Below are 22,891 nucleotides of genomic sequence, written 5' to 3'. Positions count from 1 at the left end.
GTGTCACGCCCCTGTGAGCTTCGCGAACTTCTCTTCGTAGGCCGTCTCTTCCTTCGCGCTCAGGGAGCGGAAGGCATGGGACTGGGCCTGCATGGCCTTGTCGGGGAGGATCAGCGGGTTGTTCGCCACGTCCTCGTCGATCTTCGCGAGCTCTTCCTTCACGCCGTCGACGGGACAGACGTAGTTGATGTAGGCGGCGAGCTCGGCGGCGGCCTTCGGCTCGAAGTAGTAGTCGATGAGCCGCTCGGCGTTCGTCTTGTGACGGGCCTTGTTGGGGATCAGCAGGTTGTCACTGGACGTCATGTAGCCGCTGTCCGGGATGAGGAAGTCGATGTCCGGGCTGTCGGCCTTGAGCTGGACGACGTCACCGGCCCAGGCGAGGCAGGCCGCGAAGTCTCCGCTGGTGAGGTCGGAGGTGTAGTCGTTGCCGGTGAACCGGCGGATCTGCTTCTTGTCGACGGCCTTCTGGAGGCGGGCGACCGCCGCGTCGTAGTCGTCGTCGGTGAACTTGGCGGGGTCCTTGCCCATGTCGAGCAGGGTCATCCCGATCGTGTCGCGCATCTCGGTGAGGAAGCCGACGCGGCCCTTGAGCTTTGGGTTGTCGAGCAGGTCGGAGACCGTCTTCACCTCGACGCCGTCGAGCGCCTTCTTGTTGTAGGCGATGACCGTCGAGATGCCCTGCCAGGGATACGAGTACGCGCGTCCCGGGTCCCAGTCCGGGCTGCGGAACTGCTGCGACACGTTCGCGAAGGCGTGCGGCAGGTTGGACGCGTCCAGTTTCTGGACCCACCCCAGACGGATGAGACGGCCGGCCAGCCAGTCGGTGAGGACGACGATGTCGCGCCCGGTGTCCTGCCCGGCGGCCAGCTGCGGCTTGATCTTGCCGAAGAACTCGTTGTTGTCGTTGATGTCCTCGGTGTACTTGACCTTGATGCCGGTGCGTTTCGTGAACTGCTCCAGCGTCGGATGGTGCTTGCCGCTGTCGTCGACGTCCATGTACTCGGTCCAGTTGGAGAAGTTGACGACCTTCTCCTCGGCCGAGTGGTCCTCGGCGGACGTGCCGCCCTCGGTCTTGCCGGCCGCGGGGATCCCGCAGGCGCTGAGCGTGCCCAGTCCGCCCAGCGCGAGCGCGCCGCCCGTGGAGGCGCGCAGCAGCGAACGGCGGGTCATGGCGGCCCTGCCGTTGCGCAGGCTGCGCCGCATGGCGGCCACCTGGGCCGGGGACAGGCGGTCGGGCTCGTACTGCTCCATGCGCGTGGTGCCCTTTCGGGAGAGATCGGAAAGGTTGGGGAGGCCGGTCGTGGGTCGGGCGGCCGGCTGCTCCCGCCTGATCTGGCTATCGGTCCCCGAAGACGGTGCGGTGCCAGTCCTTGGCGGCGACCGCGGTGTTGTCGAACATGACGTGCTTGATCTGGGTGTACTCCTCGAAGGAGTAGGCTGACATGTCCTTGCCGAAGCCGGACGCCTTGTAGCCGCCGTGCGGCATCTCGCTGATGATCGGGATGTGGTCGTTGACCCACACACACCCCGCCTTGATCTCGCGGGTGGCGCGGTTCGCCCGGTAGACGTCACGGCTCCAGGCGGAGGCAGCGAGCCCGTACGGGGTGTCGTTGGCGAGCCGGATCCCCTCGTCGTCGCTGTCGAACGGCAGGACGACCAGAACCGGCCCGAAGATCTCGGACTGGACGATCTCACTGTCCTGGGGCGCGTCGGCGACGAGGGTGGGACGGTAGTACGCGCCGTCCTTGAGGTCCCCCTGCGGCGCCTCGCCACCGGTCACCACGCGCGCGTAGGCACGCGCACGGTCGACGAAGCCGGCGACGCGGTCGCGCTGGACATGCGAGATGAGCGGCCCGAGGTCGGTGCCCGGCGCGAACGGATCACCGAGTCGGACGGTGTCCATGAGGGCGGCGGTCTGCTCCACGAAGGCCTCATAGAGCGGGCGTTGCACGTACGCGCGCGTGGCGGCAGTGCAGTCCTGCCCGGTGTTGATGAGCGCGCCCGCGACGGCGCCGTGGACGGCGGCTTCGAGGTCGGCGTCGTCGAACACGACGAAGGGTGCCTTGCCGCCCAGCTCCAGGTGGATCCGCTTGACGGTGCCGGTGGCGATCTCGGCGACGCGCTTGCCGACCACGGTGGAGCCGGTGAAGGAGGTCATGGCGACACCGGGGTGACCGACGAGGCGCTCACCGGCTTCCCTTCCGGTCCCGGTGACGATGTTGACGACCCCGTCCGGGATCCCGGCGTCGGTGGCGGCCTGCGCGAAGAGCAGCGAGGTCAGGGGCGTGAGCTCGGCGGGCTTGAGCACGATGGTGTTGCCCGCGGCGATCGCCGGGAGGATCTTCCAGGCGGCCATCTGGAGGGGGTAGTTCCAGGGGGCGATGGAGCCGACGACACCGATGGGTTCACGGCGGACGTAGGAGGTGTGGTCGCCGGAGTACTCCCCCGCGGACTGCCCCTGCAGATGCCGGGCGGCCCCCGCGAAGAACGCGGTGTTGTCGATGGTCCCCGGCACGTCGAACTCACGGGTCAGCTTCAGCGGCTTGCCGCACTGCAGGGACTCCGCGCGGGCGAATTCCTCGGCGCGCTCGGCGAGGACGGCGGCGAAGCGGTGCAGCGCGTCGGAGCGCTCGCCCGGGGTGGCGGCGGCCCAGCCGGGGAAGGCCTCGCGGGCGGCGGCGACCGCGGCGTCGACGTCGTCGGTGCCGGCCAGGTCGTACGTGTACACCTCCTGGCCGGTGGCGGGGTCGACGACGGCGTGCGTACGTCCCGAGGTCCCCTTCGCCGGGCGGCCCGCGATGTACTGCGCGCCCTCCGCGAAGCGGTCCTGGGCCGGGAATCGTTCCGGGGTGGCGGTGCCCGGGTTGTGCATGTCGCTCCCTCCGTGTCCCCGTGAGGGGGCCGGCGTGGCTCAGGCTCGATTTGAGTGCCGATCCTGACAGAGGCGGAGGGCTCCAACAAGTGATTCCGTTGTTGCCTTTTGGTTACGCGACGGAATCTGTCGACCAGGTGTCGAGTTGGCATTGAAAACCGGGGACGGATTGTCTGTGGTGCGTGCCAGACTCGGCCACATGGCGAAGATCGATTCTTTGGACGTCCTGATCCGGGAGGTCCGTGCGGGGGCGAGGGTCAGGTATCTGCACTTCTGGGGGCACCGGCCGCTGCCCGACGGCCGGGTGGGCGCGAGCTGTCTGAGCCAGTGGTGGGAGTCGCCGTTCACCGTGGACGGGGTGGAGTACGCGACGGCCGAGCACTGGATGATGGCCGAGAAGGCACGGCTGTTCGGTGACGCGGAGGCGGAGCGGCGGGTGCTGGACGCCGGGCATCCGTCGGTGGCGAAGAAGGCCGGGCGGCTGGTGCGGGGGTTCGACGACGCGATATGGGAGCGGGAGAGGTTCCGGATCGTGGTCGAGGGGTCGGTGCACAAGTTCGCCGCGCATGCGGATCTGCGGGGGTTTCTGCTGGGCACGGGGGATCGGGTGCTGGTGGAGGCCAGTCCGGTGGACCGGGTGTGGGGGATCGGGCTGGCGGCGCGGGATGAGGGGGCGGGGGATCCGGAGCGGTGGCGGGGGCCGAATCTTCTGGGGTTCGCGTTGATGGAGGCGCGGGAGCGGTTGCGGGGGTAGGCGGTTTTCGCCCCCGCCGCCCCGACCCGTCCCATCCTCCAGGGGCGCTGCCCCTTCGACCCCGTTCCTGGGGGCTGCCGCCCCCAGACCCCGCTTCGGCCCCGAAAGGGCCTCGTCCTCAAACGCCGGACGGGCTGAATTGCCTGGACCGGCGCCGGAAAGTGACGGATACCGGGGGGTTCAGCGGAGAGCCGCGACGGACACCGGCACCGCCGGCAAGGCTCCGTAGTCGTCGTCGTGGCGGTCCGAGTTGATGGCGGCCGTGATTCCGATGGCGATCAGGACGATCACGACGACGCCGAGGACGATGCCGATGATGCCCGTGATCAGACCGGCCTGCGCCTGGCCGTGGTTGTTGGCCTCGCCGCGCTCGGCCTTCCGGCGTCCCTTGATGCCGAAGATCACGGCGAGGATGCCGAGGACCAGGGAGACCACGCCGTACAGGCAGAAGAGACAGCAGGACAGGATGCCGAGCACCAACGCCGCGACGCCCATTCCGTTCTGCGGCTGCATCGGCATGCCGGGCCAGCCGTAGCCCGGGGGGTAGCCGGGGTAGCCGTAGCCGCCCGGGGCGCCGGGGCCGGTGGGCGCGATGGGCGGGGGCGGGACGGCGGCGGCGGGCGGAGGGTAGACGGGCGGGGCGTATCCAGGGACGGGGGCTCCCGGTCCGGAGCCGGCCGGGGCCGTGTCGCCGGGCGCTGCGAAACCGTCGGACGGCATCGACGTGACCGTGGCCTGGTCGTGGACGGACGGCGGCTGCGAGGCGTCACCGGGCGCCGGGTTCTTCTCCAGCGACGGTCTGTTCTCGGGCGGCGCCCACGGGTTGTGGCCTCCCCCGGCCTCCCCGCTGGGATGCATTGCCTCCGTCATGTCATGTCCCCCCTGGGTCGTTCGTGCCGCCATGCTACGGCCTCGCCACCAGCGCTCCACCGCCGGTATCCGGGCCCCACGGCCGGCATCCCGACCACCGGCTCCCGCCTCGCTCCCTCCCCGTCTCCACCTCCGTCCCCCTGCCTACGATGGCACTGCATTCGATCAGCCGATCACCCGCGTCCCGCCGAGCCGGCGCACCCGGCCGCGGACGCCGTTCCCGGGGAGGAACCTTGACCGACCGTCTCGTCGACGCACGCGCCCCGCGTGACCTGCACGCCTTCATCGCGGGCCTGCCCAAGGCCGAACTGCACGTCCACCACGTCGGCTCCGCCTCCCCCCGCATCGTCGCGGAACTCGCCGCCCGCCACCCCGACTCCAAGGTCCCCACCGACCCCGAGGCGCTGGTCGACTACTTCACGTTCACGGACTTCGCCCACTTCATCGAGGTGTACCTGTCCGTCGTGGATCTGATCCGCACCCCGGAGGACGTACGGCTGCTGACGTACGAGGTGGCCCGCGACCTGGCCCGGCAGCAGGTGCGCTACGCCGAGCTGACCATCACCCCGTTCTCCTCCACCCGCCGAGGCATCGACGAGCGGGCCTTCATGGACGCGATCGAGGACGCCCGCAAGGCGGCCGAGGCCGAGTTCGGCACCGTGCTGCGCTGGTGCTTCGACATCCCCGGCGAGGCCGGTCTGGAGTCCGCCGAGGAGACCGTGCGGCTCGCCACCGACGACCGGCTGCGCCCGGAGGGCCTGGTGTCGTTCGGGCTCGGCGGGCCCGAGATCGGCGTACCGAGGCCGCAGTTCAAGCCGTACTTCGACCGGGCGATCGCCGCCGGACTGCACTCCGTGCCGCACGCCGGCGAGACCACCGGTCCGGAGACGGTCTGGGACGCCCTCACCCACCTGCGCGCCGAGCGGATCGGGCACGGCACCAGTTCCGCGCAGGACCCGAAGCTGCTCGCGCACCTCGCCGAGCACCGGATCCCGCTGGAGGTGTGCCCGACCTCCAACATCGCCACGCGAGCGGTCCGCACGATCGACGAGCACCCGATCAAGGAGTTCGCGAAGGCCGGGATCGTCGTCACCATCAACTCCGACGACCCGCCCATGTTCGGCACCGACCTCAACAACGAGTACGCGGTCGCCGCACGCCTCCTCGACCTCGACGAGCGGGGCCTGGCCGACCTCGCCAAGAACGCCGTGGACGCGTCCTTCCTCGACGAGGCAGGGAAGGCACGGATCGCCGCCGAGATCGACACATACACCGCCGGCCGGCTCGCCCCCTGAGCCCACCGAGCCCGCTCCCCCTCCACGCCTCCACGCCTGCACGCCGGCCCCCGTCCCCACCACAATGTCCCCATGCAGAACGTGACCGCCGTCGCCCACCGCGGCGACCCCTACCGCGTCCGCGAGAACACGCTCGACTCGCTGCGCTCCGCGCTCGAACTGGGCGCGGACGCGGTGGAGATCGACGTACGGCTCACCAAGGACGGCGTGCCGGTGCTGCTGCACGACGAGACACTGAAGCGGCTGTGGGAGCAGGACCGGCCGCTGCTCGGACTGTCGGCGGCCGAGGTGCGGGGGCTCACGGCGGGCGGGGTGCCGACGCTGGAAGAGGCGCTCGCGGCGTGCGACGGGAGCCGGGTGATGCTCGATCTGCCGGGCACGCCCGACGTGCGGGCGGCACGCCGGGTCGTGGACGTCGTGCGTGACTGCGGGGCCCAGGACCGCGTGTACTACTGCGCGGGCCCGGCGGCCATGCTCGCCGTGCGCGCCGCCGACCCGGCCGCCGAGATCGCCCTGACCTGGACGACCCTGGCGCCGCCGCGTCCGGCCCTGCTGGAGGCGGTCCGCCCCCGCTGGCTCAACTACCGCTTCGGCCTGGTCGGCCACGCCCTCGCCGAACGCGTCCACCGCGACGGCTACCTGCTCTCCGTCTGGACCCCGGACACCCGCCGCTCCATGCGCCGTCTGCTGGACCTCGGCGTCGACTCGATCACGACGAACCGCGTCGCCGTACTGCTGGGGCTGCGCGACGGCCAGGCTGACGGGAGCGGCCGGATCTAGGCTCGGCTCGCCTGCAAGCACCTGTCTCTGGCAGCCGGCCCGACCGGGAGGACCCCCTCTAGGGACGGCCGGCCGCGAACGCCAGCGGCGGCGCGATCGCCTGTGCGTCCGCCCCCTCCCCCACCCACAGCCCGATCAACAGTGCCGCCGTCGCCTCCAGCAGCCCGGCCCGGTCCAGTCCCCCCGCGTTCAGCGGCTCACAGCCGAGGTCGTGCACGAGTCGTCGTACGACGGACAGGGCCCCCTCGTCGTCCCCGCACAGCGGCACCGCCAGCGGGCGGCCGTCGAAGACCGGCGGGGTCATCCGCCAGACGTCGACGTGGCAGAGGTTGAAGGCCTTGACCACGTGCGCGGCCGGCGCGGCGGCGGCGATGCACTCGGCCGCGGCGGGGCCGCCCGCAGTGAGCAGCCCGAAGCCCGGGCCCACCGGATTGGTGCAGTCGATCAGCACCCTCCCCCGCAGCACCGGTTCGAGCCCGGCGACCACCTCGACCACAGCCGCGTACGGCACCGCCAGCAGCACCGCGTCCGTCCCGAACTCGACGGCCTCGCGCAGCCCGCCCGCCGAGCGGCTCCCGGCGCGCACCTCGTGCCCGGCCCGCCGCCACTGCGTGCCCAAGGCATCCGACATTCCCCCGGTTCCAAGAATTCCTATCCGCATGCGCAGCACAGTAGGAAGCCGCTCGGGCACCATTCAGTACGTGACCGTCGACCAGCCCTTCCTCGCCGACTGCCGCGCCCGTCTCGCCTTCGACCTGCTCGCCAACACCTGGAACGCCGTGGTGCTCTGGGCGCTGCGGCACGGCCCCGTGCGGCACGGTGAACTCCGCGACCGCATCGGCGGGATCAGCCAGAAGGTGCTGACCGAGACCCTGCGCCGGCTGGAGTTCAACGGGCTCGTCGCGCGGCAGGCGTACGGCGGTGCCCCGCCGCGCGTCGAGTACGAACTCACCGCGCTGGGACGGTCGTTGCTCGGCCCGATCGAGGCCTTCGGTGCCTGGGCCTTCGAGCACGGCGACGAGGTGATGGCGGCCCAGGACCGCTACACGCGGGACTCCTGAGGCACGGTCGCCGCGTCCGCCGGGGTCTCCCGGGTGACGTACTGCGGCACGGGCGTGTCGTCCTTGCCGGTGTCGCGGACGAGGCCGTAGCGGATCACGCCGTCGGGCGGTCCCTGCTGGATGTCCTTGTTCGCGGCGTCCCAGCTGGAAGGGAAGACGCTGAGGCCGTAGTCGGCGCCGCGCTCGTTGACGGTGAGGGTGACGCTGCCGTCGAGGTAGAAGTACTCGTTCTGCCACATCTGCTGGGTGCCGGCCGGCAGGACGGCGTAGCCGGTGGCCGCGTTGCCCATGCCGGTGGCGGAGCCGTCGGTGCCGCTGACGCGGTCGTCCATGCGGCGGCCGCCGCCCGAGGCCACGTGGAAGAGCTTGCCCTTCAGACCGGTCCAGGCCGGCATGACGAGGCCGCCCGCCCGGTACTGGGGCGAGATCTGCCAGCGGACGAGGACGTAGCCCTGGCCGGTGAGCGTGACGCTGTCGCCGCGGTGGTTCATCACGGCGTGCGCGCCGCCGGTGCTGGTGATCCCGGACTCGGGGCGGTGCGGGAGGGCCGCGGGCCGGGCGTCGGGGTCGGGGGCCTGGTCGACGGCGTCGACGACCGTGCCGTAAAGGTCGGCCTTCCGCGTCGGTGACGGCGACGGTGAAGGCGTCGCCGACGGTGACACGCGCGGCGTGGGCGACGGCGGGCGGGCCGTGCTCGCCGCGGTGGGGGCGGCCGTGCGGGGCGGCGGGGCGTCCGGGGGCTGGGTGACGACGTAGGCGCCGCCCGCGACGATCGTCGCGCCGGCGGTCACCGCGACAACGGGCTGGGTGAGCGCGGCCATCACCTTGGCGGACCAGCCGACGGAGGTCGCCGTGGCCGTCGCCGCGACCGCCGTCTTGCCGCCGAGGGCGAGCGAGAGGGTGACACCGACGGGGATCGGGGTGAGCGCGATGCCGACGAGGAGCCGTTCCGCCGGTACGACGGCCTCGCGGGTGTCGCCGCAGTAGCCGCAGCCCCTGATGTGCCGGGCCAGCCGCTTGCGCCAGACCGAGTCGGGGCGGCCGTTCCAGCGGGCGGTCAGCTCGCGCAGGCCGGGGCAGGCGCCGTCCAGCGCCCGTACGATGCCGCGCGCGGTCTCCAGCCTCTCCTTCACGCGCTGGACGCGCACCGCGGCGTGCTGCCGGCTGATCCCGGCGGCCGCGGCCAGCTCGCGCCGGGTCAGCTCGCCGGCGACCTCCAGCCACCACAGCGACAGCAGTTGCCGGTCCTCGTCGTCCAGCCAGCGCACGGCCTCCGCGACCTCGCGCCGCTGCCCTTCCAACTGGAGCCGCAGCACGGTCAGTTCGGCGAAGTCGGTGGCCTCGCGCGCGGCCGACTCGTCCAGCTGCGCGGTCTGCCTGCGGCGCGCCCGGTCGCGTATCTGCCGCATGGCGATGGCGACGAGCCAGGAGCGGAAGCTGTCCGGGTCCCGCAGCGAGCCGAGGTTGTCGACGGCGCGCAGCATCGTTTCCTGGACGACGTCGTCGACGTCGGCATGGCCGTTCAGGGCGCGCCCGACCACGTTGTAGACCAGCGGCAGCCAGCCCTCGACCAGTTCGTCCAGCGCATGCCGGTCACCGGCCTGCGCCGCCGCGATGGTGGCGCGCCACTGCCGGCCGGCTGCCTCGTCCACGTGCGTCCTCTCCCGGGTCACTTGCTGCCCGTACGCACCTTCTCAGCCTGACCTGCACTGTTGGCTATATCGGAGATCACATTCCGCTTCCGGTACGGGCGAGGCATGGGCGGCTCCCGGGGTGTGGGGGGCGGGGGACGCGAGTGGAGACGCGGTGAAGGGGGCGGCGATAACACTTTTTCGGCGAGGCGAACGGCCTGGGGGCTTGGGGCATGGGGGCCTGGGGGCCCGTAAGGGCGATCCCTTACAACACCCTTGTTCCGTACGGCACTTGCTCCGGGCTCTCCCAGGGTCCGAGCCCCTCCTCGCCGACGATCCGGCCGGGACCGCACCGCCCCCACGATGATCACGGACAGCCCGTCGACCTCAGGAGCAGCAGATGCCCGTACGCCCGCTTCCCGCCCTCCTCACCTCCGCGCTGGCGCTCACCCTCACCGCGCTGCCGCTGGCCGGGACGGCGTCCGCGCGCCCCGCGTCCTCGTCGTCGTGCAGCGCGCAGGCGATTGCGGCCGCCACCCAGGACGGCCCCGACGTCAAGGCCCTGTGCGCCGCACTGGAGGGGCTGCCCGACCAGGACGCGACGGCCGCGCTGATCCGCGTCGGCGGCAAGGGGAGCTGGCAGGGGGCGGCCGGAGTGCGTGACATGAGAACCGGGGCGCCGGTGCTGGAGAACGCCCGCTTCCGGGCCGGTTCGACGACGAAGATCGTGACCGCGGCGATCGTGCTGCAGCTCGCCGCCGAGAAGCGGATCTCCCTGGACGGCACGGTGCAGGAGTATCTGCCGGGTCTGCTCTCCGAGAAGTTCCAGCAGCCCATCACCGTACGGCAGTTGCTGAACTTCACGAGCGGTCTCCAGCCCGGCGCGTCCCTCGGCGAGGACGTCGACGACGGCTACGAGCACCGCTTCGAGACGCTGACCCCCGAGGAGGTGGTGGCCGCATCGGTCGCCAAGGGCCCCGACCCCGACCACGCCCCCGGCAAGCACCAGCGGTACGGCAACATCCACTACACCGTGCTGGGCATGCTGATCGAGAAGGTCACCGGCGACTCGTACGCCCACCAGGCGGCCGTACGGATCTTCCGCCCGCTCGGCATGCGGCACACGTCCTTCCCCAGCGGCCCGGACCCCCGTATCCACGGGCCGCACAACCGCGGGTACGACTGGATCGACGGCAAGCTGGTCGACGTGACCGAGTGGAACATGTCCGACCGGTTCGCGGCCGGCGACATGATCTCGACGACGGCGGACCTGGAACGGCTGCTGTTCGCCCTGTTCCGCGGCCGGGTCGTGCCCGAGCCGCAGCTGAAGGAGATGTTCACGGTCCCGGACATCGAGGGGGCCACCATGGGTGCCGCGCTGGAGCGGTACGAGCTGAATGGGAAGGTGATCTGGGGCAAGACCGGCGCCCGCCCCGGCTACCACACCGTGGTCGCCGCCACGCGCGACCTGTCCCGGACCGTCGTCTACTCCGTCAACTCCACCGACGCGAAGGGCGACGGCCTGGCCATCGTCCAGCGTTTCGCCTTCCCGGCGTTCAACCGCTGACGGCGACGGCGGCCGGCGGCGCCGACGGTGCTGTCAGCGCCTCCAGCCGCTTGATCTTCTTGCGTACGACGTACAGCGGAATCACTCCGAAGACGCCGAACGACATGTCGATCAGCGACCACCAGAAGGGGATGCCGCGGATCGGCCCGCAGATCAGGGCGAGCGGGACGATGCCCGCGCAGGCGATCATCCCGAACTCGACGACCCAGATGTTGCGGACCGGGTCACGGTAAGGGCCGTAGAAGGCGACCGCGATGACGAGGTGGGCGAAGGCCAGCCAGTCCGTGCCGTAGAGCAGGAACGGGTAGTCGGCGTCGGCGGTGTCGAGCCCGTGCCGGACGCGCTCGATCCAGTCCATCAGGCCGGGGAGGTGCTCCGGCACGGACAGGGCGCGCAACAGGTCCTCGGTCCAGCGCAGTTCGTGGACGAGAGGGAAAGCCGTGGCGCCGCTGAGCACCAGGCAGACGACGAAGAAGGCCAGCCAGACACGGATGCCCTTGAGCAGGGCGGCTCTGTCGCTCATGGGGGTAGCGTACGCCTGGAGTTGAACACGTTCAAAAGCGGATTCCGGTCAACGGCACCTCCGCGCTCCCGCCCGTGACGGAGCAGTCCTACGATGTCCGCCGGCGGACGGAGGAATCATGGGCCTGGACTTGAGCGGGCGGGCCTACCGGCAACAGCGGTGGGCGGCGCGGACGGCGTTGGCCGCGGGAGGGCTCGCGGTGCTCGTGCCGCTCGCCTACGGCGGTGTCGGCGGCGTCCTGCTGCTGGTGGCCGGCGCCGCGGGCCTGGGGCTCAGCGCGGTGGCGGTGTGGTGGACGCTGACCCTGCGCGGCCCGGTGCGCTGGGCGGCGGCCACTGTGGCCGTGGCGCTGCCGGCGGCGCTCGTCGCTCTGTTCGCGGCCACCCTCTTCTGGGCGCTGCTGGCGTCCGTGGCGCTGTGGACGGTGGCCGTCTGGAGCGGCCGGTACGCACTGCGGGGTACGGGCAGCGCGCGGGTGCGGGTGATGCGGGAGCGCAAGGCTGCGCCACCGAAGCGGGCGGTCCTGATCATGAACCCGCGCTCGGGCGGCGGGAAGGTGGACCGCTTCGCGCTCAAGGAGAAGGCCGAGCGGCTCGGCGCCCAGGTCGTCCTCCTGGACCCCGATCAGCCCCAGGACGTCACCGCTCTGGCCCGCAAGGCCGTGGCGGAGGGCGCGGACCTGCTGGGCGTCGCGGGCGGGGACGGCACGCAGGCGCGGGTCGCGGCCGTCGCCGCCGCCTACGACATCCCGTTCCTGGTGATCAGCGCCGGCACCCGCAACCACTTCGCCATGGACCTGGGCCTCGACCGCGACGATCCCGCTGCCTGTCTCGACGCGCTCGGCGACGGCGTGGAACTCCGAGTCGACCTCGGCTTCGCGAACGGCCGGCCCTTCGTCAACAACGCCTCCTTCGGGGCGTACGCGGCCATCGTGCAGAGCCCCGGCTACCGCGACGACAAGATCGGCACCAGCCTGGAGCTGCTGCCCGACCTGCTCACCCGGCAGCAGGGCCCGCGACTGACCGCCCGTGCGGCGGGCACGACGCTCGAGGCTCCGCATGCCGTGCTGGTCAGCAACAACCCCTACCGCACGGACGACCCGTTCGGGTTCGGCCGCCGCGACCGCCTCGATGCCGGCGTACTCGGCGTCCTGGGCGTCAGGGTGGACAGCGCCGCCGAGGCCGCGGCGCTGCTCCTCGACCCCGCGCCGGCCGGCCTCACCATTCTCACCGCGACCGAGGTGGTCATCGAGGCCGACCGCCCGGAGATCGAGGCGGGCATAGACGGCGAGGCCCTGGTACTCCCCGCCCCGGTCCACTGCCGCATCACCCCGGGCGCCCTGCGCGTCCGCGTCCCCCGCAAGCGCCCCGGCGTCCCGCCTCGCGCGCCACGCCTGGACTGGCGCCTGCTGCGCAAGCTGGCGGCGACGGTGGGGCGTACGGCGGTGCATCGGCGGGGGCCGTTCCTCTGAGGTGGTCGGTCCCTGAGCGGGCAGCGGCAGCGGTCGGACTTCTTGTCGATACGCCCTGACAAACCTATTGACATCACTCGGGGGGCGTTCACCCATCGGCTGCCGCAGACAACAACGTCTCCGCCGCACTCGGCGCCCTCAAACCGCCCGCCCGCCTCGCAAGACCGGTGAGGCCATTTGTCCGGGCCTCAAGGCCCCTGGCCGGCGCCCTGTTCGCCACTGGTAGAGCTCACCAACCACATGGCCGGCGGTGCCGAACTCGCAGCGCTCAAGCACGAGTTGAGTCAGGTGCGGGGGGTGGACGTCGAGGAGCTACCCGAAGAGGGCGACCTCACCGCACCCGTTGCGACCAGCGGCGAAGCGGCCTCCTGAAGGGCCCCTTCGGGTCCACGCACGGCAGCGACGTCCAGTTCACCTTCGGCAACTGGGGCCAGGGCGGCTTCAGCCTGCGTAGCTCGCTCCGGGGCTGCACAGCCACAGGACGGCCTGGGCGATCACGTCGCTGACCATCGAGGTGTCGATGGTGCCGGGGCAGACGGCGTTGACACGGATGCCGAACAGCAGGGTGCCGCGGCCGAGTTCGCGCATGCCGGGCAGGACGGCGTTGACCGCGGTGACGGGTGTGCTCCTGGGGTTCATCCCGGCCGTGCGGCAGGCGCAACTGCCCCCGGAGGTCGTGCTGTTGCTCTTCCTCCCCGTCCTGCTGTACTGGGAGAGCCTGACGACCTCCCTGCGGGACATCCGCACCACCCTGCGCGGCATCCTGCAGCTGAGCACCGTACTCGTCATCCTCACGGCCTGGGCCGCCGCCGCGGCCGGGCACCCCCTCGGGCTGCCGTGGGGACCGGCGTGGGTGCTCGGCGCGGCCATGGCGCCCACCGACGCGACGGCGGTCGGCGTCCTCGCCCGCGCCCTGCCGCGCCGCCAGGTCACCATCCTGCGCGCGGAAAGCCTGGTCAACGACGGCACGGCCCTGGTCGTCCACGGTCTCGCCGTCGGCATCACGGTCGGCGAGGAACACCTGAGCGTCCCGCACGTCGGCGGCCTGTTCCTGCTCGCCTACGGCGGTGGAGCGGCGGTCGGGGTGGCGGTCGCGTGGGTCAACATGAACCTGCGGCGCCGCCTGACCGATCCCCTGCTGGGCAACCTGGTCATGATCCTGGCGCCCTTCACCGCCTACCTGCTCGCCGAACTGGTCGAGGCCTCCGGCGTCCTCGCGGTGGTCGTCAGCGGCCTGATCATGTCCCAGGTCGCCCCGCGCATCATCCAGGCCGAACACCGCACGCAAGCACTGGCGTTCTGGCCGCTGGCCACCTTCATCATCAACGGGGCACTGTTCGTCCTGGTCGGGAACTCCAGTACGCCGTCCGCGACTTGAACCGTCCCGATCTCCAGGACGCGCTGATCGCGGTCGGTGTCCTCTGCGTGGTGCTCGTCGCCGTGCGCTTCGCGTTCCTGTGCGCCTCCACCTACCTGGTCCGCGCACTCGACCGCCGTCCGCGGCAACGCATGCTCCGCGTCGGTCACCGCACCCGGGTGGTCAGCGGGCTGGCCGGGTTCCGCGGCGCGGTCTCGCTCGCCATGGTGCTCTCGGTGCCGCAGACCCTGGACTCGGGTGAGCCGTTCCCCGACCGCAGCTTCATCGTCTTCGTCACCTCCGACGTCATCCTCGTGACGCTGGTGGTCCAAGGACTGCTGCTGCCGGTGGCGGTGCGCTGGGCGAAGCTGCCGCCCGACACCTCGGTCGACGAGGAACACGACCTCGCCGAGACCACCGCGATCGAAGAGGCGATCAAGGCGATGCCCCGGCTCGCCGCCGATCTGCGGAGCGATCCGAAGATCGTCGAGTGGCTGCGCCAGTACGAGGCCCACCTGGCGTCCGTCCGGGCCAGGAGCGCGGGCGCCCACGACGACCCGGCGGTGCTCCAGCACCAGGACTATCTCGCGCTGCGCCTGGCCCTCATCGCCGGCAAACGCGCCACTGTCGTCCGGCTCCGCGACGAGCGCCGGATCGACGACACCGTACTGCGCATCCTGCAGGCAGCCCTCGACAGCGAAGAGGTCCGCCTGTCCGGAGGCGCGGCGGTCGAATGACCTCTCGGCGAGCTCCGGATCGTACGCCGGGCATGCCACCGCGGTCCCGGACGGCAGTCGACCCGTCCGGGACCGCGGCGCCCTCAAGGGGCGAAGTACGACCTAGACGTCCAGGGACGTCATCACGTGCTTGATCCGCGTGTAGTCGTCGAACCCGTACGCCGAGAGGTCCTTGCCGTACCCGGACTTCTTGAACCCACCGTGCGGCATCTCCGCGACCAGCGGAATGTGCGTGTTGATCCACACGCACCCGAAGTCCAGCGCCTTGGACATCCGCATCGCCCGCCCGTGGTCCTTCGTCCACACCGACGACGCGAGCGCGTACTCGACACCGTTCGCCCACTCGACGGCCTGCGCCTCGTCGGAGAAGGACTGCACGGTGATGACCGGCCCGAAGACCTCCTTCTGGATGATCTCGTCGTCCTGCTTGACGCCGGAGACGACGGTCGGCGCGAAGAAGTACCCCTTGTCGCCGACCCGCTTGCCACCGGCCTCCACGCGCGCGTGCGCCGGCAGCCGCTCGATGAAGCCCTCGACCTGCTTGAGCTGGTTCGGGTTGTTGAGCGGGCCGAACAGCACGTCCTCGTCGTCCGGCTGCCCCGTCTTCGTGTCGGCGGCGGCCTTCGCGAGCGCGGCGACGAACTCGTCGTGGATGGCCTCGTGCACGAGGACGCGACAGGCGGCCGTACAGTCCTGCCCGGCGTTGAAGAAGCCCGCGACGGAGATGTCCTCGACGGCCTTGGCGATGTCGGTGTCCTCGAAGACGACGACCGGCGCCTTGCCGCCCAGCTCCAGGTGGACCCGCTTGAGGTCCTTGGACGCCGACTCGGCGACGGACATGCCCGCACGCACCGAGCCGGTGATGGAGGCCATCGCCGGGATCGGGTGCTCGACCATCAGGCGGCCGGTCTCGCGGTCACCGGTGATGACGTTGAAGACACCCTTGGGCAGGATCGAGCCGATGATGTCGGCGATCAGGACCGTCGACGCCGGCGTCGTGTCCGACGGCTTCAGCACGACGGTGTTGCCCGCCGCGATCGCCGGCGCGAACTTCCATACGGCCATCATCATCGGGTAGTTCCAGGGCGCGACCTGCGCGCAGACGCCGACCGGCTCACGGCGGATGATCGAGGTCATCCCCTCCATGTACTCACCGGCCGACCGGCCCTCCAGCATCCGCGCCGCGCCCGCGAAGAAGCGGATCTGGTCGACCATCGGCGGGATCTCCTCCGACCGGGTGAGCCCGACCGGCTTGCCGGTGTTCTCCACCTCGGCGGCGATGAGCTCCTCGGCCCGCTCCTCGAACGCGTCCGCGATCTTCAGGAGGGCCTTCTGGCGCTCGGCGGGCGTCGTGTCACGCCAGCCCGGGAAGGCCCGTGCGGCGGCCTCCATGGCGGCGTCCACGTCCGCCTGCCCGGACAGCGGCGCTGTCGCGTACGCCTCGCCCGTCGCGGGGTTGACCACCTCGGTGGTCCGTCCGTCGGCGGCGTCCCGGAACTCACCGTCGATGTAGTTGCGCAGACGACGCAGCTCGGTGCTCACTGCCGGCCTCCTGTCAGGTCTTCACTGCTGCTGGCTGTCAGTCCTGGTTGTCCAGTTACTGAGACACCCCACCCTAGTCGGCAGACCGACGTTTTCAACACCCCCGATCGCGCCAATGCTGCGAAATCCGCAAGTCTCAGTCACGTAAACAACGAATTTCATCGCTACGGCCTTGCGGAACTGTCGAGACGTCGTGCACAGTGACGTCGTGGCCAGTCGAAGCGCAGAGCACAGGGACTCCCGCGAGTCCAGGAACGGCGGTCCCCAGCTGGACGCCGTGTCCCTCGCCATCATCGAGCAACTCCAGGAGGACGGCCGCCGGCCGTACGCCGCCATCGGCAAGGCCGTCGGCCTGTCCGAGGCGGCCGTGCGCCAGCGCGTCCAGAAGCTGCTCGACCAGGGCGTCATGCAGATCGTCGCCGTCACGGACCCGCTCACCGTGGGCTTCCGGCGCCAGGCGATGGTCGGCGTCAACGTCGAGGGCGACGTGGAGTCCGTGGCCGACGCGCTGACGGCCATGTCCGAGTGCGAGTACGTGGTGATGACCGCGGGGTCCTTCGACCTGATGGTGGAGATCGTCTGCGAGGACGACGACCACCTCCTGGAGGTCATCAACAAACGCATCCGGGCCGTGCCCGGAGTGCGCTCCACCGAGAGCTTCGTCTACCTCAAGCTCAAGAAGCAGACCTACATGTGGGGAACCCGATAACCGTGAGGACCCGATAACCGTGAGCACCGACACCCCTCAGGACCTCAGCAGGACCGCGTACGACCACTTGTGGATGCACTTCACGCGGATGTCCTCGTACGAGAAGGCCCCCGTCCCCACCATCGTCCGGGGTGAGGGCACCTACATCTACGACGACAAGGGCAAGCGCTACCTCGACGGTCTGGCCGGCCTGTTCGTGGTCCAGGCCGGGCACGGCCGCGTCGAGCTGGCCGAGACCGCCTCCAAGCAGGCGCAGGAGCTGGCGTTCTTCCCGATCTGGTCCTACGCCCACCCGAAGGCGATCGAGCTCGCCGACCGCCTCGCGGACTACGCTCCGGGCGACCTCAACAAGGTCTTCTTCACCACCGGCGGCGGTGAGGCGGTGGAGACCGCCTGGAAGCTCGCCAAGCAGTACTTCAAGCTGGTCGGCAAGCCCACCAAGCACAAGGTCATCTCGCGTGCCGTCGCCTACCACGGCACCCCGCAGGGCGCCCTGTCCATCACGGGCCTGCCGGCCCTGAAGGCGCCGTTCGAGCCCCTCGTCCCGGGCGCCCACAAGGTCCCGAACACCAACATCTACCGCGCCCCGATCTTCGGCGACGATCCCGAGGCCTTCGGCCGCTGGGCCGCCGACCAGATCGAGCAGCAGATCCTCTTCGAGGGCCCCGACACGGTGGCGGCGGTCTTCCTGGAGCCGGTGCAGAACGCCGGCGGCTGCTTCCCGCCCCCGCCCGGTTACTTCCAGCGGGTCCGCGAGATCTGCGACCAGTACGACGTCCTGCTGGTCTCCGACGAGGTCATCTGCGCCTTCGGCCGCCTGGGCACGATGTTCGCCTGCGACAAGTTCGGCTACGTCCCGGACATGATCACCTGCGCCAAGGGCATGACCTCGGGCTACTCCCCCATCGGCGCCTGCGTCATCTCCGACCGCATCGCGGAGCCCTTCTACAAGGGCGACAACACCTTCCTGCACGGCTACACCTTCGGCGGTCACCCCGTGTCGGCCGCGGTGGGCCTGGCCAACCTCGACCTGTTCGAGCGCGAGGGCCTGAACCAGCACGTCCTCGACAACGAGGCCGCGTTCCGCGGCACGCTGGAGAAGCTGTACGACCTTCCGATCGTCGGCGACGTCCGCGGCAACGGCTTCTTCTACGGCATCGAGCTGGTGAAGGACAAGGCGACGAAGGAGTCCTTCAACGCCGAGGAGACCGAGCGCGTCCTGTACGGCTTCCTCTCCAAGAAGCTGTACGAGAACGGCCTGTACTGCCGTGCCGACGACCGTGGCGACCCGGTCGTCCAGCTCGCGCCGCCGCTGATCTCCAACCAGGAGACGTTCGACGAGATCGAGCAGATCCTGCGCGCGACGCTGTCGGAGGCGTGGACGAAGCTGTGACCCCCGGACCGTTCAGACGTCCGGCCCATTCCACGGAAGTTGATCTTCCGTCTGGATGATCAACACCGGCCCCGGTGCCGCCCGTTCGAGTGAGAAACGGTGGCCCGGGGCCGTGTGTTGTCCGGGGTCCGGGTGACGGCTGCCTAGCGTGCCTGTGACCGATCGGCCGAGCCTTCGTTCCCCCGCACGGGGGATCAGGTACGGGAAACGGATCAGAAGCGAGGTGTACGTCATGGTGGCCCCGCCGGACAACGACGTGCTCTGGGCACGCGCCCTGCACTTCACGTACAACGACGGCTCACCCGCGCTCAGCGGCGTCTCGCTCGGTGTCCAGGAGGGCGAGGTCATCGCCGTCATCGGCCCGCGCGGCAGCGGCAAGACGACCCTCCTGCGATGTCTGTCCGGGCTGCTTCCCGTGCGGCGCGGCGAGGTCTGGTTCAACAGCGTTCCGGTGCACAAGATGCTCCCGATGGCCCGCGAGCGGCTCCGCCGCGACCGCTTCAGCTGGATCGACCCGTGCCCGTCCCTCGTCCCCGAACTGAACGTCTGGGAGAACGCCGCCCTGCCCCTGATGCTGCGCGGCACCAGCCGCCGGCGCGCCAAGACGGCCGCGCTGGAGTGGCTGGAGCGCCTGGACGTCGGCGAGGTGGCCCGCAAGCGCCCGCACCAGCTGGTCCAGGCCGAACGCCAGCGCGTCTGCATCGCGCGGGCCCTGGCCCCCTCGCCCACAATCCTGTTCGCAGACGAGCCGACGGCACCCCTGCACCGCACCGACCGCACGCAGGTGCTGCGCACCCTCACGACGGCGGCCCGCTCGCACGGCATCACGGTCGTCCTGGCCACCTACGACGCGGATGCGGCGCCCCTCGCCGACCGCAGGGTCACGCTCCTCGACGGACGGCGCGTGAACACGGTGCACCTACCCCCGGTCGGGGAGACGGAAGGCCGGGCCGCGTGCTCGCTCTCCGTCTGACGCGTGGCGCCCAAGCGGCCGTACAGCTGCGCCGCCTCCTGGTGGCGACGGCGTCCGCGGGCACCGGCTTCCTGCTCCTGTGCGCCCTGGGCTACGCCCTGTCCCACCCGGACTCCACCGGCGCGTCCCTCCTGCGCCTGGCCTGGTGCGCACCCCCGCTGGCGGCGACCGTCCACTTCGCGGTGGCGGTCGCCCGCACGGACCCCGGCACCAAGCCCCGCCCCGGCCTCTCGGCGATCGGCCTGGGCCCGGCCCACCTGATGGCCATCTCCGCGACGACCACGGCCCTGTCCTGCACCCTCGGCTCGATGGCGGCCCTGCTGTTCTTCCTCCACCTCCGGGGCGACCTGACCGGCATGCCCTTCGACGGCGCGGCCGCCGAGTTCCTCGCCGCGGACACCCCCCTGCCGCTCCCGGCCACGCTGACCCTGCTGACACTGGTCCCGGTGATCGCGTCGGTGACGGTGGCATGGGCCCTGCGCCCGAAGGAGCAGTACGCCGAGACAAAGGCCGCGAGGCGAACGTACGGCCGCTTCGGCGGACACGGCAGATCGCTGACACGGGAGACGTTCGGGACGTACGGCAGGTTCGGGGCCCATTTGAGGAAGGGCGCACGCGGCCCCGCCGCGCCGTCTGCGGGCAGTCGTGCCGCTGGGGCGGCTCCCGACCCGAAGAGAGACGGCACCCCGCAAGCGCGGGCAAGCGAGCCAACCCCGACGCCGGCCCCCGCCCCTGGCGATCCGACAACGGACGGGACCGAAGCGGTAGCTGGCCCCGCCTCCGACACCGATCCGTACGTCGCTCTCCCTCCAGCCCCCCGCAAACCCCCCACCGGCCTCCCTTGGGGCATCACGGTGATCGCCGCAGGCCTGACCGTGGAGGCCTACGCCGTCCGCGCAGCGAACGGCACCGCCCTCGCCATGCCCTCCGCCCTCCCCACCGGCCCCGCCGGCGTCCTGGTCGGCTGGCTCCTCACCGCCCTCGGTCTCGCCCTGTCCGCCCCCGGCCTCACCCACCTCTGCGGCCGTCTCCTCCAGTCCGCCCGCCCCGGCGCGCTCCGCCTGCTGGCAGGCCGCGTGCTCATGGCGGAAGCAGTCCGCATCGGCCGCCCCCTCGGCATCGTCTGCGCCGCGTTCTCCGGCGCGTACGCCATGGCCACCCTCTCCGCGCCCGCCGCCACCTCCGCCTTCGGCCCCCTCACCACCGTCGGCGTCACCTTGGTCACCGGCTGCACCATGGCCACCCTCCTCACGGCCGCCGTGGAGTCCCGACAGGCCCGCTCCGACACCACGGCCGCCCTGCTCCGCCTCGGCGCCCCCACCTCGATCCTCCGCAGCGCGGCAGCCCTGCGCGTCGGCGTCCTGGTGGCCTTCTTCGGCCCGCTCACCCTCGTCGTGGCCGAGCTGGCGGCACTGCCCCTGGCCCGCTGAGGCCCCCAGGCAGCCCCCGTCAAAAACTCGGAGAAGAAAATCTCCGCCCGGCGATGAGTTCCGCCCGGCGCCCCGGTCTACCCCCTCGAACAGCAGCGAACCCGATGGGAGAGACCCCGATGACCGCGCCCACGTACCAGCAGATGATCTTCGTCAACCTGCCCGTGAACGACCTCGACGCCTCGAAGAAGTTCTTCACGGAGCTCGGTTACTCGATCAACCCGCAGTTCAGCGACGAGAACGCGGCCTCCGTCGTGATCAGCGACACCATCGTCGCGATGCTGCTCACCAAGCCGTTCTACGCGACCTTCACCGACAAGGAGATCGCGGACCCCACCAAGACCAGCGAGGTGCTGATCTGTCTGAGCGCCGAGAGCCGCGAGAAGGTCGACGAGCTGGTCGAGAAGGCCGTCGCCGCCGGCGGTACCGCCTCGTCCAAGATCCAGGACATGGGTTTCATGTACGGCCGCGCCTTCGACGACCTCGACGGCCACACCTGGGAGGTCGTGTGGATGGACCCGTCGGCCATCGAGGGCTGAGGTCCGGCGCGCGAAGGAGCAGGCGGGCCGCGCCCTGAAGGGGCGCGGGGCCGTATCGATCTGCGGCTCCGCCGCGCGGGCGCGACCAGCCACGACGGTGCCGCAGCCGAAAGACGGCATATCGCGGCACGTCCAGCGGAGCGCCCTAGCATGGGCGGGTGCAGACGATGCCCGCCCATGCGGCCCACCACAACGACCGTGAGATAGAGACGCTGGAGGAGTTCGACGCGACCGTCTCGGCCTACGGCACCCTGGCCGGATTCCGGGTCCAGGCCGTCGACCTGACGGACCGTACGCGCGAACTGCTCAGCTCGGACACGGCGGGCGCCGTCTTCCTCGGCTGCCCGATGCGCGAGGAAGCGGCCGCGAAGATCCGCACCGACGGCGCCCTGGTCTTCCCACCGGTCCCGGGTCTGCCCTTCGACCCGTACCGCGGCCTGGTCTACTCCCCCGACGAGCTCTTCGCGTCGCTGGCGAACGGTTACGAGGCCACGCCCGACGCCCGCGCCTATGCCTGGTTCCAGCAGACCAAGGCGGACGGCGACATATACGCCTCCATGCTCCGCGCGGTCCACGACGACTCCGTCTCGGACGCGCTCGACGAACTCCTGTCCGGCGCCCGGGTGGTGGGCGTGATGGGCGGCCACGCGATGCGCCGCGGCACGGAGGCGTACGAGGGTGCCGTGCGGCTCGGCCGGGAGCTGGCCCGCGCGGGCTTCACGGTGGCCACCGGCGGCGGACCGGGCGCGATGGAGGCGGCGAACCTCGGGGCGTACGCCGCCCCGTACGACGACGAGATGCTCGCCGACGCCCTCCAACTCCTGGCGAAGGCGCCCGGCTTCACCCCGTCCATCACCGAGTGGGCGACGGCCGCCTTCGAGGTGCGCGGCCGCTGGCCGAAGGGCGGCCGCTCCGTCGGCATCCCGACCTGGTTCTACGGCCATGAGCCGCCGAACCCCTTCGCCTCCCACATCGCCAAGTACTTCGCCAACGCCACCCGCGAGGACGGCCTCCTGGCCCGCTCGAACGCGGGTGTCGTCTTCCTGCCGGGCGCCGCCGGCACCGTACAGGAGATCTTCGACAACGCGACGCCGAACTACTACGAGTCGCGCGGTGAGCCCACCCCCATGGTCCTGGTCGACCGCACGCACTGGACGGAGAGACTGCCGGCGTGGCCCCTGCTCCAGTCGCTCGCACGGGACCGCTCGATGGAGTCCCGTATCGCCATGGTTGACCGGATCGAGGAGGCTCCGGCGGCGTTGAAACGTCTCGGTGGTTAATAAGAGGGCAAAGCCCAAGGGCTGTAGGCTGCCTACGCGTTGACACCGCTTATGTCGCGCTTATAAACCTGTGAGACTCCTGGGGTCGGTGATGTCACGTCACCGGC

The 22,891-nt window shown here is 70.9% G+C and carries 21 protein-coding genes and 2 pseudogenes; 15 read left to right on the top strand and 8 right to left on the bottom strand.

Translation table 11 applies throughout. The annotated features are described in order from the left end of the window. Nucleotides 1-3: 3 nt before the first annotated feature. Nucleotides 4-1,251, bottom strand: a complete 1,248-nt coding sequence (locus ACQEV2_RS30770; RefSeq protein ID WP_433048569.1) for an ABC transporter substrate-binding protein — start codon at nt 1,249-1,251, stop codon at nt 4-6. An 85-nt stretch (nt 1,252-1,336) separates the two neighbouring features. Beyond that, nucleotides 1,337-2,872, bottom strand: a complete 1,536-nt coding sequence (locus tag ACQEV2_RS30765; RefSeq protein WP_433048566.1) for a gamma-aminobutyraldehyde dehydrogenase — start codon at nt 2,870-2,872, stop codon at nt 1,337-1,339. Nucleotides 2,873-3,071: 199 nt separating this feature from the next. Between ACQEV2_RS30765 and ACQEV2_RS30760 the strand changes: the two genes are divergently transcribed. Beyond that, nucleotides 3,072-3,626 (top strand): NADAR family protein, encoded by a 555-nt coding sequence (locus ACQEV2_RS30760; RefSeq protein ID WP_433048563.1) that lies wholly within the window; start codon nt 3,072-3,074, stop codon nt 3,624-3,626. Between the two features lie 180 nt (nt 3,627-3,806). Here the strand turns inward: ACQEV2_RS30760 and ACQEV2_RS30755 are convergent, their stop codons facing one another. Then, nucleotides 3,807-4,496: a DUF4190 domain-containing protein gene (locus tag ACQEV2_RS30755; protein WP_433048560.1), complete on the bottom strand. Its 690-nt coding sequence runs from the start codon at nt 4,494-4,496 to the stop codon at nt 3,807-3,809. A 233-nt stretch (nt 4,497-4,729) separates the two neighbouring features. Between ACQEV2_RS30755 and ACQEV2_RS30750 the strand changes: the two genes are divergently transcribed. Both ACQEV2_RS30750 and ACQEV2_RS30745 read left to right on the top strand, forming a co-directional pair. Continuing rightward, nucleotides 4,730-5,791, top strand: a complete 1,062-nt coding sequence (locus tag ACQEV2_RS30750) for an adenosine deaminase (protein ID WP_433048557.1) — start codon at nt 4,730-4,732, stop codon at nt 5,789-5,791. Between the two features lie 72 nt (nt 5,792-5,863). Next, a complete protein-coding gene (locus ACQEV2_RS30745; RefSeq protein ID WP_433048555.1) occupies nt 5,864-6,571 on the top strand; it encodes a glycerophosphodiester phosphodiesterase in 708 nt (235 codons plus the stop codon). A gap of 58 nt (nt 6,572-6,629) precedes the next feature. On the opposite strand, the gene ACQEV2_RS30740 is transcribed toward ACQEV2_RS30745, so the two are convergent. Then, nucleotides 6,630-7,232, bottom strand: coding sequence for an NADPH-dependent F420 reductase (locus ACQEV2_RS30740; protein ID WP_433048552.1), 603 nt, complete (start codon nt 7,230-7,232; stop codon nt 6,630-6,632). A gap of 40 nt (nt 7,233-7,272) precedes the next feature. On the opposite strand from ACQEV2_RS30740, the gene ACQEV2_RS30735 reads away from it, so the two are divergent. Continuing rightward, complete coding sequence (locus ACQEV2_RS30735; RefSeq protein WP_433048549.1) at nt 7,273-7,632, top strand: winged helix-turn-helix transcriptional regulator; 360 nt, start codon at nt 7,273-7,275, stop codon at nt 7,630-7,632. Here ACQEV2_RS30735 and ACQEV2_RS30730 read toward each other — a convergent pair. Continuing rightward, entirely contained in the window at nt 7,614-9,284 is a 1,671-nt protein-coding gene (locus tag ACQEV2_RS30730) for a sigma-70 family RNA polymerase sigma factor (RefSeq protein WP_433048546.1), read from the bottom strand. The genes ACQEV2_RS30735 and ACQEV2_RS30730 overlap by 19 nt on opposite strands. 379 nt (nt 9,285-9,663) lie before the next feature. On the opposite strand from ACQEV2_RS30730, the gene ACQEV2_RS30725 reads away from it, so the two are divergent. After that, nucleotides 9,664-10,830, top strand: a complete 1,167-nt coding sequence (locus ACQEV2_RS30725) for a serine hydrolase domain-containing protein (protein ID WP_433048543.1) — start codon at nt 9,664-9,666, stop codon at nt 10,828-10,830. On the opposite strand, the gene ACQEV2_RS30720 is transcribed toward ACQEV2_RS30725, so the two are convergent. Beyond that, nucleotides 10,820-11,353, bottom strand: coding sequence for a hypothetical protein (locus ACQEV2_RS30720; RefSeq protein ID WP_433048540.1), 534 nt, complete (start codon nt 11,351-11,353; stop codon nt 10,820-10,822). The genes ACQEV2_RS30725 and ACQEV2_RS30720 overlap by 11 nt on opposite strands. A gap of 118 nt (nt 11,354-11,471) precedes the next feature. Here ACQEV2_RS30720 and ACQEV2_RS30715 point away from each other — a divergent pair, with 118 nt between their 5' ends. Both ACQEV2_RS30715 and ACQEV2_RS30710 read left to right on the top strand, forming a co-directional pair. Further along, complete coding sequence (locus ACQEV2_RS30715; protein ID WP_433048537.1) at nt 11,472-12,824, top strand: diacylglycerol/lipid kinase family protein; 1,353 nt, start codon at nt 11,472-11,474, stop codon at nt 12,822-12,824. 219 nt (nt 12,825-13,043) lie between these two features. After that, nucleotides 13,044-13,196: pseudogene (locus ACQEV2_RS30710) on the top strand (ABC transporter ATP-binding protein); the annotation flags it as partial. 69 nt (nt 13,197-13,265) lie between these two features. Here ACQEV2_RS30710 and ACQEV2_RS30705 read toward each other — a convergent pair. Continuing rightward, a pseudogene (locus tag ACQEV2_RS30705) lies at nt 13,266-13,379 on the bottom strand (oxidoreductase); the annotation flags it as partial. Between the two features lie 31 nt (nt 13,380-13,410). On the opposite strand from ACQEV2_RS30705, the gene ACQEV2_RS30700 reads away from it, so the two are divergent. Both ACQEV2_RS30700 and ACQEV2_RS30695 read left to right on the top strand, forming a co-directional pair. Further along, nucleotides 13,411-14,202, top strand: a complete 792-nt coding sequence (locus ACQEV2_RS30700) for a cation:proton antiporter domain-containing protein (protein ID WP_433048534.1) — start codon at nt 13,411-13,413, stop codon at nt 14,200-14,202. Further along, on the top strand, nt 14,199-14,918 hold the full coding sequence (locus tag ACQEV2_RS30695; RefSeq protein ID WP_433048531.1) for a cation:proton antiporter domain-containing protein: 720 nt from the start codon (nt 14,199-14,201) through the stop codon (nt 14,916-14,918). The genes ACQEV2_RS30700 and ACQEV2_RS30695 overlap by 4 nt, the downstream gene beginning before the upstream one ends. Nucleotides 14,919-15,020: 102 nt before the next feature. Here ACQEV2_RS30695 and ACQEV2_RS30690 read toward each other — a convergent pair whose 3' ends face one another. Then, on the bottom strand, nt 15,021-16,460 hold the full coding sequence (locus ACQEV2_RS30690) for a gamma-aminobutyraldehyde dehydrogenase (RefSeq protein ID WP_433048528.1): 1,440 nt from the start codon (nt 16,458-16,460) through the stop codon (nt 15,021-15,023). 193 nt (nt 16,461-16,653) lie between these two features. Between ACQEV2_RS30690 and ACQEV2_RS30685 the strand changes: the two genes are divergently transcribed. The 6 genes from ACQEV2_RS30685 (at nt 16,654) to ACQEV2_RS30660 (ending at nt 22,784) form a co-directional block, all read left to right on the top strand. Continuing rightward, nucleotides 16,654-17,169, top strand: coding sequence for an Lrp/AsnC family transcriptional regulator (locus ACQEV2_RS30685; protein WP_398823138.1), 516 nt, complete (start codon nt 16,654-16,656; stop codon nt 17,167-17,169). Between the two features lie 19 nt (nt 17,170-17,188). After that, nucleotides 17,189-18,562: an aspartate aminotransferase family protein gene (locus ACQEV2_RS30680; RefSeq protein WP_433048525.1), complete on the top strand. Its 1,374-nt coding sequence runs from the start codon at nt 17,189-17,191 to the stop codon at nt 18,560-18,562. A gap of 232 nt (nt 18,563-18,794) precedes the next feature. Beyond that, nucleotides 18,795-19,535, top strand: coding sequence for an ABC transporter ATP-binding protein (locus ACQEV2_RS30675; protein ID WP_433048522.1), 741 nt, complete (start codon nt 18,795-18,797; stop codon nt 19,533-19,535). Continuing rightward, nucleotides 19,517-20,965: a hypothetical protein gene (locus ACQEV2_RS30670; RefSeq protein ID WP_433048519.1), complete on the top strand. Its 1,449-nt coding sequence runs from the start codon at nt 19,517-19,519 to the stop codon at nt 20,963-20,965. Before ACQEV2_RS30675 ends, ACQEV2_RS30670 begins: the two co-directional genes overlap by 19 nt. A 119-nt stretch (nt 20,966-21,084) precedes the next feature. Continuing rightward, nucleotides 21,085-21,504 carry a VOC family protein gene (locus tag ACQEV2_RS30665; protein ID WP_433048516.1) on the top strand — a complete coding sequence of 140 codons (420 nt, stop codon included), beginning with the start codon at nt 21,085-21,087 and terminating at the stop codon, nt 21,502-21,504. A 158-nt stretch (nt 21,505-21,662) separates the two neighbouring features. Then, nucleotides 21,663-22,784: an LOG family protein gene (locus tag ACQEV2_RS30660; RefSeq protein WP_433048513.1), complete on the top strand. Its 1,122-nt coding sequence runs from the start codon at nt 21,663-21,665 to the stop codon at nt 22,782-22,784. Nucleotides 22,785-22,891 lie beyond the last annotated feature (107 nt).

The sequence above is a fragment of the Streptomyces sp. CA-251387 genome (assembly GCF_050936625.1).
Lineage (GTDB): Bacteria > Actinomycetota > Actinomycetes > Streptomycetales > Streptomycetaceae > Streptomyces.
The sequence above is the reverse complement of the archived record's forward strand: the minus strand, read 5'-3'. Positions and strand labels throughout refer to the sequence as shown.